This window comes from Streptomyces sp. NPDC001220 (assembly GCF_053597895.1).
In genome coordinates, this window is record NZ_JBSFJE010000031.1 from 1 (window position 1) to 18526 (window position 18526).

14 protein-coding genes and 1 pseudogene are annotated in these 18526 nt (G+C 68.8%); 6 read left to right on the forward strand and 9 right to left on the reverse strand.

Annotated elements, in window-relative coordinates; translation table 11 throughout:
* Nucleotides 1–234 (forward strand): SpoIIE family protein phosphatase (locus ACWDGI_RS42270; protein ID WP_450768369.1); only part of this gene is annotated, 234 nt, incomplete at its 5' end.
* Nucleotides 235–260: 26 nt separating this feature from the next.
* On the opposite strand, the pseudogene ACWDGI_RS42275 reads toward ACWDGI_RS42270, so the two are convergent.
* From ACWDGI_RS42275 to ACWDGI_RS42285, 3 genes and pseudogenes are all read right to left on the reverse strand, one after another.
* Nucleotides 261–1193 (reverse strand): annotated as a pseudogene (locus ACWDGI_RS42275) (RICIN domain-containing protein); the annotation flags it as partial.
* 132 nt (nucleotides 1194–1325) lie between these two features.
* Nucleotides 1326–2315, reverse strand: coding sequence for a cytochrome d ubiquinol oxidase subunit II (locus ACWDGI_RS42280; RefSeq protein WP_450768370.1), 990 nt, complete (start codon nucleotides 2313–2315; stop codon nucleotides 1326–1328).
* Complete coding sequence (locus ACWDGI_RS42285; RefSeq protein ID WP_450768371.1) at nucleotides 2312–3727, reverse strand: cytochrome ubiquinol oxidase subunit I; 1416 nt, start codon at nucleotides 3725–3727, stop codon at nucleotides 2312–2314. The genes ACWDGI_RS42280 and ACWDGI_RS42285 overlap by 4 nt, the downstream gene beginning before the upstream one ends.
* 860 nt (nucleotides 3728–4587) lie before the next feature.
* Between ACWDGI_RS42285 and ACWDGI_RS42290 the strand changes: the two genes are divergently transcribed.
* Entirely contained in the window at nucleotides 4588–5481 is an 894-nt protein-coding gene (locus ACWDGI_RS42290) for an aminoglycoside phosphotransferase family protein (RefSeq protein WP_450768372.1), read from the forward strand.
* Between the two features lie 89 nt (nucleotides 5482–5570).
* Here ACWDGI_RS42290 and ACWDGI_RS42295 read toward each other — a convergent pair whose 3' ends face one another.
* Nucleotides 5571–6002, reverse strand: a complete 432-nt coding sequence (locus tag ACWDGI_RS42295; protein WP_450768373.1) for a DUF7144 family membrane protein — start codon at nucleotides 6000–6002, stop codon at nucleotides 5571–5573.
* 402 nt (nucleotides 6003–6404) lie between these two features.
* Between ACWDGI_RS42295 and ACWDGI_RS42300 the strand changes: the two genes are divergently transcribed.
* Nucleotides 6405–7079: a Type 1 glutamine amidotransferase-like domain-containing protein gene (locus ACWDGI_RS42300; RefSeq protein WP_450768391.1), complete on the forward strand. Its 675-nt coding sequence runs from the start codon at nucleotides 6405–6407 to the stop codon at nucleotides 7077–7079.
* A gap of 199 nt (nucleotides 7080–7278) precedes the next feature.
* Here ACWDGI_RS42300 and ACWDGI_RS42305 read toward each other — a convergent pair whose 3' ends face one another.
* Nucleotides 7279–8667 (reverse strand): hypothetical protein, encoded by a 1389-nt coding sequence (locus ACWDGI_RS42305; RefSeq protein WP_450768374.1) that lies wholly within the window; start codon nucleotides 8665–8667, stop codon nucleotides 7279–7281.
* A 538-nt stretch (nucleotides 8668–9205) separates the two neighbouring features.
* On the opposite strand from ACWDGI_RS42305, the gene ACWDGI_RS42310 reads away from it, so the two are divergent.
* Nucleotides 9206–10090: a hypothetical protein gene (locus ACWDGI_RS42310; RefSeq protein ID WP_450768375.1), complete on the forward strand. Its 885-nt coding sequence runs from the start codon at nucleotides 9206–9208 to the stop codon at nucleotides 10088–10090.
* A gap of 35 nt (nucleotides 10091–10125) precedes the next feature.
* On the opposite strand, the gene ACWDGI_RS42315 is transcribed toward ACWDGI_RS42310, so the two are convergent.
* Nucleotides 10126–12081 carry a SpoIIE family protein phosphatase gene (locus tag ACWDGI_RS42315; RefSeq protein ID WP_450768376.1) on the reverse strand — a complete coding sequence of 652 codons (1956 nt, stop codon included), beginning with the start codon at nucleotides 12079–12081 and terminating at the stop codon, nucleotides 10126–10128.
* Nucleotides 12082–12298: 217 nt separating this feature from the next.
* Nucleotides 12299–13603, reverse strand: a complete 1305-nt coding sequence (locus ACWDGI_RS42320; protein WP_450768377.1) for a PucR family transcriptional regulator — start codon at nucleotides 13601–13603, stop codon at nucleotides 12299–12301.
* A gap of 240 nt (nucleotides 13604–13843) precedes the next feature.
* Here ACWDGI_RS42320 and ACWDGI_RS42325 point away from each other — a divergent pair, with 240 nt between their 5' ends.
* The gene (locus ACWDGI_RS42325; RefSeq protein ID WP_450768378.1) at nucleotides 13844–16294 is read left to right on the forward strand and encodes a SpoIIE family protein phosphatase; all 2451 of its coding nucleotides are present in this window, start codon (nucleotides 13844–13846) and stop codon (nucleotides 16292–16294) included.
* Between the two features lie 146 nt (nucleotides 16295–16440).
* Here the strand turns inward: ACWDGI_RS42325 and ACWDGI_RS42330 are convergent, their stop codons facing one another.
* Both ACWDGI_RS42330 and ACWDGI_RS42335 read right to left on the reverse strand, forming a co-directional pair.
* Entirely contained in the window at nucleotides 16441–16839 is a 399-nt protein-coding gene (locus ACWDGI_RS42330) for a hypothetical protein (protein ID WP_450768379.1), read from the reverse strand.
* 198 nt (nucleotides 16840–17037) lie between these two features.
* The gene (locus tag ACWDGI_RS42335; RefSeq protein ID WP_450768380.1) at nucleotides 17038–17490 is read right to left on the reverse strand and encodes a MarR family winged helix-turn-helix transcriptional regulator; all 453 of its coding nucleotides are present in this window, start codon (nucleotides 17488–17490) and stop codon (nucleotides 17038–17040) included.
* A gap of 225 nt (nucleotides 17491–17715) precedes the next feature.
* On the opposite strand from ACWDGI_RS42335, the gene ACWDGI_RS42340 reads away from it, so the two are divergent.
* A complete protein-coding gene (locus ACWDGI_RS42340; RefSeq protein ID WP_450768381.1) occupies nucleotides 17716–18450 on the forward strand; it encodes an acetoacetate decarboxylase in 735 nt (244 codons plus the stop codon).
* Nucleotides 18451–18526 lie beyond the last annotated feature (76 nt).

Here is an 18526-nt window from a genome sequence, read left to right on the forward strand (position 1 = left end):
CCCCGGACCCAGGCCGTCACCGCCTTCCGCGACGGCGCCGCCCTCGTGCTCTACACCGACGGTCTGATCGAACGCCGCGGCGAAGACATCGACACCGGCCTCACCCGGCTCGCCGACTCCCTGACCCGCCACCGCGCGGACGAATGCGAAGCCCTCGCCGACGCCGTGCTGACCGACCTGCTCCCACCCGGCGACGCCACCGACGACACCGCCCTGGTCATCGTGCGCCTGTGAACCGGCTCCTTTCGCATCACCGGCGGCTACCGGACCAGTTCCCAGTCCTGCGAGCCGTCCGTGGTCGCCGTCTGCAGGGCGAGCTGTCCTCCAGCGGTCGCTCCGGTCACGTACAGGCTCGTGTTCTTGACCGACTGCAGCTTGTGGAGGCCGTCGCCGGTCTTGACGAGGTTCCAGCTGCCGGTGGAACTGTTGTCGACCCACTGGCCGATCTTCTGTCCGGCCGTCACGTTGCCGGTCCAGATCGCCGCCGCGCGGCCGCCCGACTTGTTGAGCAGCGTGGTTCCGCCGCCCGGCTCGGTCACCACGTGCCGGAACTGGGTGTCGGGGTTCGCCGCCGAACCCGGGTCCTCCAGACGGACGTCGGGCACGTCAGCGTTGCCGAGGTCGGCGTCGTTGGTCTTGTTCCCGGTGCCCATGACCTGGTCGGTCCTGCGGTTGAACAACTGGTGGTAGGCGCCTGCCGAGTTGCCGAGGTCCGTGGCCGACCCCTTGAAGAACTCCAGCGGGTTGCTCGCGATCTGGTAGCGGGTGTTGGCGCCGCCGCCCCAGTACTCGTAGGTGATCATCCACTTGCCGTCGGTGGTGCGGACCACGTTCGTCATGCCGGGCCGGCCGCCGCCGATCTCCGACTTGCCGCTTCCCATGTCCTGGGTCAGCCCTGCGATGTCGACGACCGGGTCGCTCCACTGTGCCGCGTGGCCGTCCCAGGTCCCGTGCACGAGGACCTGGCCCTGCGAGTCCGTGGCGGTGTCGTCGGCGGGGTCGAGAGTGGCGACGCCGGTGGTCGGGTCGAAGCCGGTGTAGTCGTTCTCGTCGGAGTAGCAGCAGACGAGCCTGCCCTTGTAGACCATCAGGTACGGCTCCCAGACGGGGTCCACCTGGTGGTCGGTGTTCGCCGAGGAGACGTTCTGGCCGATCGCGCCCGCGCTGCCGCCCTGCCAGCCGCCGGCGACGAGGCGTACGTCTCGGCAGAGGTACGCAAGCGGGTTCTCGACGCGGCCGACGAACTCGCCTACTTCCTGCTGCCGCTGTTCTGGCTCGCCGTCGCGCCTGGGCCGGTGGTGGTCGTCATGGGCCGTGCCTGGCCGTCAGCCGAGTTTGCGCCGCAGTTGCAGGATGTAGAGCAGCAGGAGCGACGGCGCGACCAGGACCGCGGCGACGCAGGAGACCACGAACAACTGCCACAAGGTGGCCGACGGGGAAGCCGCCTGCTGGATGGTCAGGTGGGTGCCCAGGAGGTACGGGTACTGCGCGACCCCCCAGCCCGCCACGACCGCGGCGATCGCGACGGCGGCAAGAGTTCGGACGACGGTCGGGCTGCCCCTGCGCAGCAGCAGCAGCGCGGCCAGACCGCACAGGGCGGAGACGACCAGCAGCGGTACGCCGACCCGGCTCAACTGGTGGAACAGCCGGGGAGCGTCCGCACGCAGGATGAACACGCCTGCCAGCGCCACCAGTCCCGCGACGATGCCGGCACCGAACGCGCGGTGGCGGAACGCCGTTTCCAGAGAGGGCTGTGCCCGGTGCCGGGCCTGTCCGGTGAGGAACACGGCGGCAAGGTAGGCACAGACGGTGACGGCGAGTACGCCGCCGAGAACGGACGTCGGATTGAGCCAGCTGGACAGCGGGTCGCCGTGCCCCGCCGCGGGGACACGGCCGGAGGCGATCCCGCCGGCGACGGCGCCGAAGAAGAATGGCGTGAGCACCGACGAAGAGGCGAAGGCGACACCGGCGACCGCCTCGCCCCGGCCGCCCGCCAGCGCATGGCGGAAGGCGAAGCCGGCGCCGCGCGCCACGATACCCAGCGCCGCCAGTCCCAGAGGAATGTAGAGCGTGGTGGTGATGGCCGTGTACGCCTGCGGAAATCCCGTCCAGATCATCACCAGGATGAAGACCAGCCACGTGTGGTTGGCCTCCCACACCGGGCTGATGGAGAGGTTGATCAACTCCCGCACGGGGCGGCCGCTACGACGGCTACCGGCTGCCAGATCCCAGAATCCGGCCCCGTAGTCGGCGCCCCCGAAAAGGGCGTACGCGATCACGCCGACGAACAGGACCACGGCGGTCAGCGTGCTCATACGTCATCAGCTCCGAACCCGCGCTCGCTCGTCGCCGGCACCGGCTCGGGACCGTACGGAACCGCGACGGCCGCGGTAGCCTCACGCAACCAGCGCCGATGCATCGCCCGCAGGACAAGCACCGCGCCCGTCCCGACACAGAGGTAGATCGCCAGGACCGTGGCGAACAGCGGCCACAGGTTGCCCACCGTGGTGACCGCGTCCCGCGTCAGCAGGAGTCCGACCACGGTCCACGGCTGCCGGCCGACCTCCGTGACCACCCAGCCGCTCCACAACGACAGGAGCGCGAGCGGTCCGCACACCGACGCGACGCGCAGGAACCAGCGGTTCACCGGGACCTCGCGGCGCCGCCACCACAGCCAGCCGAACCACAAGGACATCAGCAACAGCAGCGAGGCGGTGCCGACCATGACGTCGAACGCGAGGTGTACGACGCTCACCACCTCGTCGTCGGGGCGCACGGCCGGAGGGATGGCCGCGAGACCCTTGATCGTGGTGGACGGCTTGAAGCCCGCGAGGATCGATGCCACGTCCGGAAGGGGGATGCCGTAACGGACCTTGCCGCCGACCAGGATGCCGCCGAGCGTCTCGGGGATGTGGGCACCGGTCTGGGGGACCATTTCGATGGTGGCGAACTTGGCGGGCTCCCGGTCGAAGACCTGCCGGGCGATCGTGTCACCGACCAGGAACTGCAAGGGCATGGCGATCGACCCGACCGTGAACGGCACGAGGAAGCCGAGTCGGTGGTAGCGGTCCCGGCGGCCTTTGAGGAGGCCCCACGCGTACACCCCCGCGACCATGAACCCGGCGACGATGTACGCCGCCAGGAGCATGTGCACCATCTCCCACCAGAACGCGCCGTTGAAGAACACCTGGGACGGGAAAACCTGGACGACACGGCCGTGACTGACGACGATACCCGCGGGCTGGTTCATCCAGCTGTTCGCCGCGATGACGGCAGCCGTCCCGCCGACACTGGCCAGGGTCACCGCCACGCCCGTGAAAAAGTGCGGCCACGGTGGAAGCCGCTTCCAGCCGTAGATGTAAATGGCCACGAACACGGCTTCCAGAAAGAAGAAAAGCCCCTCATAGGCGAACGGAAACCCGAACGCCGCCCCGTACCTGCCCATGAGCCCGGGCCACAGCAGCCCCAACTCGAAGGAAAGCACCGTACCGGATACTGCCCCCACCGCGAACAGCACCGCGGCCACCTTCGACCAGCGTTGTGCGAGAAGCAGCGCCTCGTGATCGTCACGACGCAGCGCCCGGTAGTGGCAGACCAGCATCATGAAGGTGAACGCGACGCCGAACGGCACCAGAACGATGTGGAAGCCCAGGGTGAACGCCATCTGCTCACGCGCAGGGAGAAGCTGTGGCGGGTCGGCGGCTGCCAGCAGCGCGGACAACGGCATGGATTCTCTTTCCGGCTCGGACAGCGGCGGACGGCTCGCGCGTCGGTCACGTGCTCACCGCCAGGGGGAATCAGGGAGAACGGACACCGAAGAGCTTCATGGAAGCCGGTCGTCACAGGCGCGACCGTCATGCGCGATGTCCCGCGGAATGCACGCGCCGATACCTCTTGAAACCTTCACGTCCCTTACTCCCAGGAAATTCCACATCACGCGAGGATGGATCTCGCGCATGCTAGTCAGCGCCCGGAACCTCACTTGCCGCGACGGTCGGCGGCGCCGACGTTTCCCCCTTTGGGGCCATCTCACGAGTGCCAACCAGACGAAACAGCTCAGGGACCGGCAGCTGTCGCCGACCCGCCGACAGGCACACCTCGCGCGGCGGGCGAAAGGACGGGTCCAGGAGCCGCCGCCGTGAGTCACCACGAACTCGGAACCCCTACAAGCAGGACATTCGGAGGTGAAGGAACTGGCTCAGCTCGGGTTTTCAGCTCCGAGATCCCAACGCGCGGTGCCACGGCCCTCATTGCCCCGGCCCTGCGGCCACCGAGCGGCAGGCTGAATCCCGAGCGCCGACCCGACGCGGGCACGGGGCAGTGCCCAGCCAAGCCTTTTCCTGGTCTTCCCGGGCCTGCGCACGCTCATCGGAGGCGAGACCCGCGATGTCCCGCTGCCGCCACTGCACCCCGGTGACACCTTGGTCGGCCCCGCGGCCGGCGAGGTGGTCGACGGGCCACTGGAACAGGGTCAGCCGGTGCTGCACCTGCGGGGCTGGCGGGACTACGCGACACCCGGCGTTGCCCAATGCCGGATCTTCCGGAGCGGGGAGAGCCGCTCCGCCTGCCCCGGTACTGTCGCTTCGCATGACCGACCCCGAGATCGAGATCACCGCGGATCTGGTCCGCGAACTGCTCCAAGAACAGCATCCAGACCTCGCAGGGCTGGCCATCCGCGAGGTGGTGGGCGGCTGGGGCAACCAGATGTGGCGTCTCGGGGACGAGTTGGCCGTGCGCATGCAGCGCATGGACCTCACTCCGGAGCTCCAGCTCAAGGAGCGGCGGTGGCTACCCGTGCTGGCTCCGCGCCTTCCGCTCCCGGTGCCGACGCCGGTGCGGTTCGGCGAACCGTCCGGGCGCTTCCCCAAGCACTGGACCGTGATGACGTGGGTTCCCGGTGAGCCGCTGGACCACGGTTCGATCAGCCGCGGCGACCACGCGGCCGACACGCTGGCGGGCTTCCTCAACGCACTCCATGTGGAGGCGCCCGCTGACGCGCCGGTCAGCGGGGACCGCGGTGACCACCCCGGGAAGTGCACGGACGGCTTCGAGCAGTTCTTCCACGCCGTCGCCCCCGACGACCTCGCCGACGACGTCCAGGCCGTCTGGGACGACGCCGTTTCGGCGCCCGAGTGGGAGGGCCCTGCGGTATGGGTGCACGGCGACCTGCATCCGGCAAACGTCGTCGTCGCCGACGGGACGCTCGCGGGCGTGATCGACTTCGGTGACATGTTCGCCGGTGATCCGGCGTGGGACCTCGCGGCCGCGTGGGTGCTGCTTCCCGCGGGCGCCGCCGCACGGTTCTTCGACGTGTACGCGCATGCGGACGTCGCGACGATCCGGCGCGCCCGAGGGCTGGCCGCTCTGAAAAGCCTGTTCCTCATGCTGATGGGCCAGAACGGAGACCGGGGCCTTCCTGGCGGCAAGCCGACATGGGGACCCGCCGGCCGGGCCGCGCTCGAGCGTGTTCTCCAGAGCTGAACCCGCTCCACGGCGTGCGGGCCGACGGCGGAGGGGATGGGAGCTGGGGTGAACTCATGACCAGGCGGATCGTACGGCTCCGTCCGGACTCACTGACGCCCGCTGGTCTCGACATGGGCCCTGGTCAGCGCGAACAGGATCAGGAGGTCGAGTGTCATCACAGGGATGGACCACAGCGGGTAGTACGGAACGAACATGAACTGGGTGATCAGGCTGATCACTGCCACCGCCACGCCGGCCCCGCGTCCCCAGCTCTGGTCCGTCAGCACTCCCAGACCGGCGACGACGAGTACCACTCCGATCACAAGGTGAATCCAGCCCCACGCGGTCAGGTCGAACCGGTAGGCGTACCGGGACGCGGCGAACAGGGTGTCCTCTGCGATGCCGGCTGCGCCCATCAGAATGCTGAGGGGCCCGCTGAGCATCATCAGGATTCCGGCGAACGAAGAGGCGCCGGTGATCGTTGCGCCGCTGTCGGGCCCGCCGTGCCCTCGCCCTGTCCTGTTCGGAACCGTTGTCATGGCAGCAGCCTCCCTTCCTGTACGGTGCGGTCACCGACGCACACGTCCGTGCGAAGCCGGCTACGCCCCTCTGCCAGCATCACCGCAATCGGTCGCCACCGCGACTTCACCCCGCGTGACCAGCGCTGACAGCCGCACGTGCCACGAGGGGCGCACTTCCCACGGTCCGGCCAGTTCTTCGTCCCGTTCCGTCGTCCTCGCCTACAGGTCGCAGTCGTCGTAAGCGGAGTCGGAGTAGGGGACGAGCAGCCAGATCGCGTCGCTGTCCCGTGGCCGGGCACAGGCTTTGGTCGATTGGCTGTGCCTCGTCGAGGGGTGCGAGGACGAGTCCCCGAAGGTTTTGGACTCGTTGAGGATGACTCCTGGCTTGGGATCCGTTCAGAGTTTCTCGGGAAGGGCATGATGAAACTTCTCCTCACCGACTCCGGTATCAAGAACGCGAGCATCCGGGATGCCCTGGTCGACCTCCTGGGTAAGCCGATCGCCGAGTGCAGCGCCCTCTGCATCCCCACAGCCGGATACGGAGCCCCCGACGCCGATCCGGGCGGCCCATGGCGATTCATCAGCGGACGATCCTCCAGCCCCATGATCGAACTGGGGTGGAAGTCGGTGGGCGTGTTGGAACTCACCGCACTGCCCAGCATCGACGAAGCACGATGGGTCTCGTGGGTCCGGGAGGCCGACGTCCTGCTGGTCAACGGCGGTGACGCGCTGTACCTGGGCCACTGGATGCGGGAGTCCGGGCTGGCCGAACTCCTGCCATCGCTGCCCGACATGGTCTACGTGGGACTCAGCGCCGGGAGTCTGGTGATGACACCCCGCATCGGCGAGGGCTTCGTGGGCTGGGAGCCGCCCGTCGGCGGTGACAGCACGCTGGGTGTGGTTGATTTCTCGATCTTCCCGCACCTGGATCATCCGGCTTGTCCGGAGAACACCATGGCCTTGGCAGAACGTTGGGCGGCCGGGATCACGGGTCCGGCATACGCGATTGACGAGCAGACCGCCATCAAGGTGGCCGACGGCACCGTCGAAGTGGTCTCCGAGGGCCACTGGAAGTTGTTCGACCCGACCTCATGAAGCTTTCCTCCGTGGCGCAGTACCGGTTCGGGAGTCACCCCTCGCGCTCATGCCGTTGCCGGCATCGCATTCCTGTCGCGTCGTTCGCCGGCGGCGGCCCCAGGGAGCCGCCGGCAGTCCCCCAGCCCCAAGACCGTCAGGTTGCGCGGTGGCCGCCTACTATGGGCACTCAGGCCGGGGGCGTCGGCGACCTCGCCGGTCAGTTCAGGGACTTGACGAGGTGTTCGATGCGGGTGGCGGCCTTCTCGGCGGTGCCCTCGGTGTAGAAGCCGTCGCGTGCCTCGTAGGTGAAGTTGTCGTAGTTCCAGCGGTCGGGCATGTTCTTGGCGCCGCCCTCGAACATCGACATGACGAAGGTGCTGGCGAAGGGGGACGCCCTGCGGATGGCGTCCGCCGTGCTGGTGGACAGTTCCGGCGCCACGCCGGCGAACACGCCCTTGCCCACCTGGAAGACCCAGATCGGTACCTCGGCGGTGTCGGTGGGGGTGTAGGTGGTGGTCTTCACCGGGCCCGTGGGATGGTCGGTCTCCATCTCGGTGGTGGTGACGTCGTCGGTGAGCAGCCGCACCGTGACGTTCTTGCCGCTCTCGTACCTGGTGATGGCCTGGGACACCCGCACGATCTCGTCGCCCAGGCGTTCGCCCTGCGCGGTCAGCAGGGCGAAGCCGGCGTCGTGCAGGTCGACGCCGTAGGACCATGCCTTGTTCTTGTCGATCGTGTACCGCTTCGAGCGGTAGGCCGGGAACTGGTCGCCGCAGGCGCCGACGAGCCAGAAACCGATGGCGCCGGGGAACTCGCTCTCCACGTGCGCGGTGGCGGCGCCGGCCAGGTCGGCGGTGATGGGCAGGTTGCCGTCGCTCATGACGGAGTCCTGCATCACGCAGGACTGCACGTTGTAGTTGGCCAGGACGGCGATCGGGTTGCCGTCGAGATCGTTGAACCGGGCGACGTACACGCCGTGGTCCGAGGTGCCCTGCTCGTTGACGCCCAGCCAGTAGCCGTCCGCGGTGAGCACGTTGCGGTTGACGTTGACGCCGGCCTCACCTCGGCCGTAGCCGACCTGGGCGTCCTGAAGGTTCCCGACCGCGTCGGCTACCGCGCTCTTGGTGGCGGTGACGATGTTCCGCACGTACGTCGCGGCGCCCGCCGACGAGCTGCTGTCCGCGACGTGCGGTGCGGAGAAGCAGTGCGTGACGGTGACCATGATGTTCGCCGCCGCGATGCCGGTGGCCGCCGTGATGGCCTCGCGTATCAGGCCGATCGCCTCGGCACTGATCGAGGTGAGGTCCAGCACGGCCAGGGCGACACGGCGGGAGCCGGACACCACCAACAGCACACGCGCGTACAGCTCGTCGTGCACCGAGGTGAAGTTGTCCAGGGGCAGGATCGAGGCGCTGGGCGTGAACGCGGCCTTCCCGGCACCCACCTTCAGCCCGGTCGCGGGCTTCGTGGCGCCCCCGGCGGTCGTCGCGCCGCCCACGACGGCCGTGGCGGCCACCGCGAGGGTCGTCGCCGCGACGAACGAGCGCCGGCTCATGTCCCCGAAAGAGGCCGCTTGGTCCATCTCGTTCTCGTTTCGCTCAGACATGGCAGTCCTCCACTGGAAGGGGTCGGGTCCATGAGCGACCGCCGGCGCTTTCGGTCGGTTGACCCGGCGTGCGTCGGGGGCATCGCCACAACACCGAGGAAGCATCACAGTGCCCCCGGGAATCGGCAATTCGCAGGACGCAAGCTCAGCTTTCACGACGGGTGTCGACGGCCCGATTTCGTGGGGAGCCTTCTGACGTGCCCGGTAAAACGCCGGTGGGACGCATGCTGCCGGCCCAGCCGATCCACATCACACGGAATGCAGTGCAAACTCACAGATTGAATTCACAATGCCGGACCAGACCGGCTGTGGCCGGAATCGCGCGCCCCTCGGAGCGAAGTCCGCCGCCTGGAAGAGAGCAGGGACTCGTGGTCAGGGCGGCAGCGACAACAGGCATCGGTGCCGCACTCACCGTCGTCGGCACGGCGGGTGCGTCGGCACATCAACCGACCCCACCCACCCAACTGGTGGGTCTCCCCGGCCGCAGTCCTAATATCTGCCTGGGAAACGTCTGTGCGTACCGGGGGGATCGAGCGCTTTGAGACGATCAGGCAGAACGCGTCGGGCGGCCGCCTTGCTCTGCGCCGTTGCCGTGCTGTTCCTCGGCGGGTGCGGGACACAGGTGGCCGGTCAGGAGGACGAGAGGTCGCCCTCCGCGGCGGCAGCCGAGCCGATCCCGTGGACCACGATGCAGCCTTCCACGGTCACCGGAGTCCAACTCGGCGGGGACCGGCGCACGCTGCTCATCGACACGCAGGTGCCCAGTGGCGCTCATGCCTGCGTGCGCAAGCTGAAAGCGGTGCTCACCGACCCGATGACGGACCTCGTGTGGGTGCAGGTCACCTTCACCTCGCCGTCCGGGGACAGGGCTTCGGGGTGCACCAAGGAGAACACGGCCACGGCAAGGGTCACGCTGCCCGAGCCGCTGGGCGACCGGGACGTGATCGTCGACCACTACACCCGCTTCACCGCCGACGGCGCCAAGCCGCCCGCGCTGCGGTTGTGCGGAAAACTGGGCTGCACACCGCCGGCCACCGGCTGCACCCCCGCCTCCTACGATCAGGCGTTGATGGCGGTCGGCGCGCCCGAGCACACGTACCGCGACTCGGAGAGGTGCGACGGGAAGTGGCTGGTGCTGGACTTCTCCTGGCGCACGGGACCGGCCTGCGGCGACTCGACGGACTCGGCCTGCTCTTCCCGGCTGGGCGACCGTTGGTTCTTCCGGGCAGAGAAGGCGGGCTGGAAGCCGATCGTCCGGACCTCCGCCGGAGGCTGCCGGGACGTGCGGCGCGAGGAGCCCGCCTTCCCGTCCTCGCTGTGCGAGTCGCTGGCTCCGCTGTCCCCCTCGCTGCACCCGAGTTATCCGCCGCCGTCCGCCTCACCGACGCCCGGCGTGCGTTCCACCGTGACGGCCAGCCCGTGACCAGGGACCGCCGCGGCCTCGTCCGACCGTCTTCGTCACGTGCGTCGGACGACCAGTACGGCGAGGTCGTCGCGGTGGTTGAGTTCGGTCGCCGCGTCGAGGATTCGGTCGGCGGTCTCCTCGGCGCTCAGTCCGTCGTGGAGGGCCTTCGCGGCCAGTTTTCCGGTTCGCTCGAGTCCGACGTCCAGCACCAGGTCCGGTCCTTCGACCACGCCGTCGGTGACCATGACCAAGGCGGTGTCCTTGTCCAGCGTGAACGTGTCCTGCGGGTAGTCGGCGTCCGGCAGGATCCCCAGGAGCGGACCGCCTGGCAGGTGGTACACGTCGTGGCTGCCGTCCGCGCGTGCGCACAACAGGGGCACGTGGCCGGCGCTGGTGCCGGTGACCTGTCCCGTGCGTGGATCGATGTGCAGCATCGTGCAGCTGGCGAACCGCGGTACGTCCATCGCGACGAGCAGCTGGTTGGTGTGCGTCAGCACGTTTCCGGGGCTCGGCTCCCGGGCGGCGATCGCGCGCATGGCGCCGCGCACCTGTCCCATGCAGGCGGCCGCGTCCGCGTCGTGTCCCTGGGCGTCGCCGATCTCCAGGGCTACCTCACCGTCGGGCATGAGGAAGGCGTCGTACCAGTCTCCGCCGATGTCGAGACCGGAGCGGCAGGGCTGGTAGCGGGCAGCGACCTCCAGGCCCGGCAGGCGCTCGGGCAGCGTCGGGAGCATGCTCCGCTGGACCGCCGCCGCCAGTTCGAGGCGGGCATCCTGCAGTCTGATGCGCCCCAGTGCCTGGCCTGCGAGTTCAGCCAGTGTGATCATGAAGGCGCTCTCGTCCGCGGACGGGCGGTGCCCGCTGTCGTAGGTCACCACCCAGGCCCCGAGCGGCTGTTCGCCGGTGGAGCCGAGGGGGGTGATCGACACGGCGGCGGGGCCGGGCCACGGCAGGGGCGCGGCATCCCCGTGCGGCCACCGGCGGAGAAGTTCCTCCTGATCGGGGATGAACTGCGGCTCTCCCGTGCGGATCGCCTGAGCCAACGGACGCTGCTCGTCCAGGTATCCGCGATCCAGGACACCGACGTCCCACAGGGTGAGCCCGGCATCCGAGGACACGACCAGATGCCCGTCGTCGACGAGCGCGAGGGCCGCGCCGGTGCCGCCGAAGGTCGCGGCCAGCCGGGTCAGGACGACCTGCTGCAGCTGTTGCTCGGTGGCGGTGCGGACGAGGGCGGAGGAGAACACGGCGATCTCGTGGGCACGGTGCCGTTCGGCTCCGAGCGCGGCCAGCATCTTCTGTCGGCGCGCCTCCTGCCGGGTGTCGTCGCGGATCGTCCCGAAGACCTGCTCCGGACCGTCGAACCCCAGCTGGATCCTCCGGGTCTGGCAGGCCAGATGGTGCCAGTCCCCTCGCTCGTCCTGGAACCGCAGGCCGGTCCAGGGGCGCCCGGGGGTGTCCGAGCCCAGGAGCTGTCGCAAGGCCCCCCAGTCATCGGGGTGCACGTGCCGGACCACCCACGGCAAAGGAAGGGAGGCCTCCGGGAACAGCGCGCCCACGGCGGGCGCCCCTCCCAGCCATTCGATCTGCTCCACCTCCGGCAGGTACACGCACAGCCCGAGGCCGGCGGACTTCGCCGACATGCGGAACGGGATCAGCAGGCTGCCGAGGTCGTTGTGCATGCTCAGCGAGTGCACCCACACCAGCTGTTCGCCCCCGGCCGTGGTCGTCGACCGCGCCTCCACGAGAGTGACCATGGACACCCGGCCAGGCCTTGGAAGCTCCAGCACCCGCATCGCCAGCTGCTGCTCGTTCGCGTGGGCCACGATGCGCCGGACCACGGAGCTCTGGCTTGCGGGCACCAGCTCCCATATGCGGCGGCCCACGCACTCGTCGATCCGCCTGCCGAGCGCGGTGGCCATCGCGTCGTTCAGGGAGTGGATGGCTCCGTCGGGGTAGAGCAGAGCCGACGGTTCCGATCGGTCAAGGAGTTCGTCCGAGAAGTCCACCTGCCGCTCCCTCGCTGTCGCCGAGCGAGCATTCCCACGCCTCCGATCATCGCATCACATTCATTTCATTGCGCCATGAGGGCGCTGCAGTGAGATGGGGGCTTTGCGGTCGGTGGGTTACCGCATTCCCTGCTGCAGGACTTTCGCGGCCCAGCGAGCGTGGAGCGGGCGGCCGACACAAGCGCCGACCACCGCCAGGTCCGTGAACTCGATGCCCTCAGTGGCGACGCCGAGGACTCCCAGTGCGCTGGCGTACTTCCGGGCCCTCTCCGCACGGCTGCATGACCGTGGAGCCGAGGTACTCGACAGCGAGCAGGGCGACCTCGAGTTCCGCACGTCCTGCCCGGACCGAGTGACCCATGATCTCCTCGGCCTTTTGGATGCGGTAATGCACGGTGTTCTTGTGCAGGCTTTCATTACCCGCCGTGGCGGTGTAATTGCATCCGGTCGTCAGGAAATCACGCAGGGTATCTCGCAACCGTGCGCACTGCTCGTCGTCGACGGCCAGCGGTCCGAGGATTCCACCCACCCAGGTACGCAAATCCGGAAGGTTCTTGCACATCAACGCGACCGGGGCGACCTCCGAGTACACGGTGAGCCGGCGGCCGGGACTCGCCGCCGTAGCGAGCTCTCGTGCTCGTAGCGCTTCCCGGTTGGTGCTGCGGAACCCCTCGACCCCGCGCCGCAGGCTTCCGGCGCAGACCCGCACGGAGGGTTCGCCGCTTTCGACGACGCTGGACAACCGTTCCCAGGAGACCTTGCCGTGGTATCCGAAGGGCAGCCAGATCCAGGCCAGTCCTTCGTCTCGGGGTATGAACAGCGGCCCGGCAGGACAGTCGAGTTCCTTCGCCATCTCGTGGGCGAGCCGGTCGAGCCGGTCCAGTCCGGCTCCGCGCTGGGTCAGCGCCGGCAGCCAGGCCGCAAGGCCGAGGTGTTTCTGTCGCAGGCGGTAGCCGAGAGCGGCTTCCGCCGCGTCGAGGTCCGTCTCGTTCCCGGCGAGGATGTCCTGCACACGCGAGGCACGTAGGTAGCTCCGGCCCAGCAGCCAGCGTTCTCGCTCCAGGTGGTACACCTCGATGACATGCTCCGTGATGCTGTCGATGTAACCGAAGCTCACTTTCAGCATGCGCCGGTTGGCGGCGAAGAGGGCGTCGTCGGCGCCCTGGCGGGCAAGCTCGTCCAGGCACCATTGCAGGAAACGCCAGTGCCCGAGCCTGTAGGCCCGGATCAACGCACTGACAGGGATATTCCGCTGAGCCAGTCTCCTGGCGTGCTCATTGGCCGCGGCAAGCCCTTCAAGATTTTCCAGAGCGATGTCGTTCTCAAAGATGTGCAGCAGGGTGGCAACATTTTCCTTGACGCTCGCCAGCAGGATTCTCTCGGCGACGTCGTCGACCCTGACCTGCGGTATTTCGATGAGCAGGTGTTCCCATACGTCGTGAGAGATCTCCGCGAGGCGTGACTCCACGTTGGCCGCACTCACGGACAGTTCCCGCCCGGGCTCCGGACTCTCCACGCCCATGCTCTGAAGACTACCGGTGTCCAGAAGACCGACGGTGTCTGGAAGACTACCGGTGCCTAGGGGGCAGCGATTTGTTTCCCGGTCACAATCCAGGCCCGGAAGATGGTGCGTTGCGCCCCGCGTTCGTCCCGGGCTGTACTCCTAACCTCTTTCTTACTGTCGTGGCCCGGATGACACCGGCCAGAGCCGCTGAATCGCCCCGGCCCGATTCTCAGCAACCCACGTGATGGGGGAAATCCGGTGACCGAGATATTTCAAGGCAGCTTCTGTGAACGGCTGGACCCCCGAGAGACACCCGACTCCGCCATCGCCATGATCGACGCCGAGGGAACGGTGGTGGGGTGGACGAGCACGGCGCAGCGGCTTGTCGGCTACCCGGCCACGGAAGTGGTCGGCCGGCCCGTCTCCAAGCTCCTGCCGCTCAGCCGTCGAACGCTGCTGGACTGGGCGTCGACCCAGGAGTGCCTTGCCCGGGGCGGCTGGTCCGGCACCGCGACCGTCCGCCACCGCGAGGGCCACGCCATCAAGGCAAGCCTGCGGTTCTCGCTGTTGTGGGGGCTGGACCGGGAGATCGGTTGGCTCATCTCCGGCACCGACATCGCCTCGCTCTCCCCGGTTAGGACCGTCGGATCGGTACGGGACTCACTTCTCACCCGTACACCGATCGGCATCACCGTTCACGATCATGACCTGAACTGCGCCTGGACCAACGACGCGATGGAGCGGCAGGACGGTATTCCTCGCGATCAGCGGCTCGGACGCCGTCTCCCGGATGTGCTGCCGGGCATCGAAGCCGAAAGGCTCGAGGGGGTGATGCGACAGGTCCTGGACAGCGGCATCGCCACGGTCCACGAGTACCGGGCGTGGCCGTCGGCGGATCCGCGCCGTGAGCACGCGATCGCGGCATCGTACTTCTGCCTCCAGGACGCCGACGGCCGGGCCACGGGGGTGTGCTGCACGAGTGTGGACGTCACCGGCAGTCAGCGGGCCCGCGAGCGCCTCGCCATCCTCAGCGAGGCCAGTACACGTATGGGCAACAGCCTGGACGTGATGCAGATCGGCCAGGAGCTGGCCGACCTCGCGGTACCGCTGCTTGCCGACTACGTCAACGTGGACCTGGCCGAGTCGATCCAGTTCGGCGAAGCACCGTTCGCCCGTATCGGACCGATGGACAGCCATCGCCGTGTGCTCCGTCGCGCGGGTATGGCCTCGATCCATCCCGGGGTCCCCGAGTCCCCGTGGGCGCGCGGTGAGCTGGTCGCCGTACCACCGAGTTCGCCCTTCACCAAGGTCCTGTCTTCCGGCCGTTCCCATCTGGAACCGGTCCTGGACGGTGCTCCCGGCACCTGGTTCGATCGAGACCCCGACCGGGCACGGACCATGCGGGACAGCGGCATGCACTCCCTGATGGTCGTCCCCATCCGTACCCGGCACACCTCCCTGGGTACGGCGGTGTTCGTACGGACCGAGGAACCCGCGCCGTTCCAGGAGGACGATCTGCTCCTGGCCGAGGGACTCGTCAGCCGTACGGCGCTCGCCCTGGACAACGCTCGCCGGTACGCGCGGGAACGCAGCGCGGCCCTGACCCTGCAACGCACACTGCTCCCGCAGCGTGTGGTGCAGGGCACGGCCATCGAGACGGCCTCCCGTTATCTGCCGGCCGATGTGGACAACGGTGTCGGAGGCGACTGGTTCGACGTCATCCCGCTGTCCGGCGCCCGGACGGCGCTCGTGGTGGGCGACGTGGTGGGACATGGCATCAACGCCGCGGCGACCATGGGCAGGCTCCGCACGGTGGTGCACGCGCTGGCGGACCTCGACCTGCCCCCCGGCGAGTTGCTGAGCCACCTCGACGACACGGTCCGGCGGCTCGCCGCGGAAGACGCCGACTCCCAGGACCCGACCCGTGTCACCGGTGCGACCTGCCTGTACGCCGTCTACGACCCCATCACCCGGAAGTGCACCATGGCAGGGGCCGGGCACCCCCCGCCCGCGGTCATCGACCCTCACGGCAAGGTCACCTTCCCCGACCTGCCCACCGGGACGCCGCTCGGCGTCGGGATGGGTGTCCCCTTCGAAGCCGTCGAGCTGGAACTGCCCGAGGGGAGCCGCATCGCCCTGTACACCGACGGCCTGATCGAGAGCCGCGACCAGGACATCGACATCGGCATGAAGCGCCTGGGCGGCGCCCTGGCGGACCCCGGCCAGTCGCTGGAAGGTCTCTGCTCCTCGGTGCTGGAGACGGTGCCGACTCAGTCACCGGGCGATGATGTGGCGCTGCTCGTCGCACGCACCCATGCGCTGAGCCCGAGCCAGACCACGAGCTGGGAACTGCCCAGCGATCCGGCCGTCGTCCGCCGCGCCCGCGCCCTGGTCACCCGACGGCTGGCCCAGTGGGGACTGGAACGTCTGGAGGCCTCCACCCAGCTGATCATCAGCGAACTGGTCACCAACGCTGTCCGCCACGCCATCGGCCCACTCCGCCTCCGCCTGATCCGGCACCAGGTCCTGACCTGCGAAGTCTCCGACACCAGCGACACCCTTCCCCGGATGCGCCACGCGTGCACCAGCGACGAAGGCGGTCGCGGCCTGTACATCGTCGCGCAGCTCTGCCGGCGCCACGGAGCCAGGTGCCTGCCAGGCGGCGGCAAGACCGTGTGGGCCGAACAGGAACTCGACCCCGGCATCTGAGAAGGGAAGCACGACGAAGAAAGCCGGTGCTGACGGCGATGCGGCCATGGCGAAGCCGATGCCGGTGACGTGGCGGCGACGGTCGCGGTCCGGAGCGCGCGGACCGACCTCTCCTCGCCGGGGCGCGGACGCGGTCGTGTGGCCGGTCAGGACCAGGGCTGGTCGGCCGGCCGGACAGACCTCGGCCTGCGGTAGCCGGCGACGAGGCCGCCGGCCGCTCCCAGGGAGACCAGACCCATGCACGCGGCGCCCATGATCCCCTTCACTCCGGCCATGGCGAAGTACATCCCGGCGGCGGTGGCGCCGTTGAACAGGAACAGGAACCAGAGCGTGCCCCGCCGCGAGAGGAACGCCTTGATCCTCGGCTTCTTCGCGATGCGCGAGCCCGTCAGGAGCGAGACACCGATTCCGACGTAGGTGGCGATGTCCTTCCCGGTGCCGTCGAGGACGGCACCGGAGGCAGAACTCGCGGCGAGTCCGCCGACGAAGCCCGACCAGAGCAGCAGATCGGAGACGAACACCTTCACACGGGCGAGCGGATGCATGGAACTGTCCTTCGGGTATCGGGATACGCGGGAAACACGGGTCGATGCGATCGGCGGATCCGTTGCGACCCCGGCCGATCTCCTGCATCCACGATCCCGGCGCCTGCTCGCCACCACGAGGAAGCCCGCTCCCGGATCCACGGTGTAGGGGGCTACACCCCCGTCCGCCCGCGTGGCCTCCGGGCCCTTCCGTTCGGGTCAGCCGGTCGGTGCGTCGGCGGCGACGGCGGAGGCGGCGGCGTTGTAGCGGGCGAGGAGGCCGCGCAGGGCCTGGACCTCCTCCGCGGCCCACCCCTCGGTGCGGGTGTCGACCTCCCGGTACATGAGGGCGTCGGCGCGGGCGAGGAGTTCCCGGCCGCGGTCGCTGGGGCGGAGCAGCTGGGCTCGGTGGTTGCGCGCGTCGGCCTCCCGTACCACCAGGCCGGCGCGTTCCAGGGCGGCGACCTGGCGGCTGATCGTGGACTTGTTGAGGCCGTAGAGGCCGACCAGGTCTGTCGCACGAGCCCCACCGCGTGCGGCCATCTCGGAGAGCAGGGAGTAGTCGACGAAGCTCAGGTCCGGATGGAGCCGTTCGGCGTTGCCCCGGAAGCGTCGGGAGAGAGTCACCAGCTCGCGGACGAGTCCCCGGAGCTCTGCGTCGTCATCGGCCACGTGCGTGTCCCTTCCATGCGGCCCGGGCTCCTGCCGCGGAGTTTCATTTTGCGACAGATGGCGGACGGATCTACAGTGGGCGTGTTGCATTATGCAACCGACCATGAAGTCCGCACAGGTCCCGCCGAGCGCCCTGGAGACACTCGACCGAGGACAGGTGCACAGCGTTTCGTCCCCTTAATGTCGTTATGTCAATCAAGGGGACGTGAGAGGCAGGCGAGAGCCATGCGAGTCGAGGACGTCATCCACGCACCGAGCACACCGCTGGACGCCCCGGCCTTTCCGGCAGGCCCGTACCGGTTCACCGACCGCGAGTACCTGAACATCACGTACCGGACGGATCCCGGGGCCCTGGAGCGGGTCGTGCCGGAGCCGCTGCGGGTGGCGGAGCCGCTGGTCCGCTTCGAGGTCATGCGGATGCCGGACGTCACCGGGCTGGGCGACTACACGGAGTCGGGCCAGCTCGCCGTCGTCGAGTACGAGGGCGAGACGGGTGAGTACAGCCTGTCGATGTACGTGGACAACTTCCCCGCGATCGCCAGCGGGCGGGAGATCGGCGCCTTCCCGAAGAAGCTCGGCCGACCCCGGCTCTACGTCGACCAGGACACCCTCGTCGGCACCCTGGACTACGGCTCGCTGCCCGTCGCCCGCGCGACCATGGGCTACAAGCACCGGCCGCTGGCCACCGAGAAGGCCCGCGAGGAGCTGACGCTGCCGACGTTCATGCTCAAGAAGCTTCCGCACTACGACGGCACGCCGCGCATCTGCGAACTCGTCCGGACCCAGATCGGCGACCTCGCGGTCAAGGGCGCCTGGAGCGGGCCCGCCCGGCTGCAACTGCTGGCCCACGCGCTGGCCCCGCTCGCCGACCTGCCGGTCCTGGAGGTCGTCTCCGCCTCGCACATCCTCACCGACCTCACTCTCGGCCGCGCCCGGGTCGTCCACGACTACCTGGCCTGACCGATCCCCGCATCCCCAGCTCCCGCATCCCCCCAGAGCCCCGACGTCCACCCTTCCCCCGCATCCCCCACGCCCC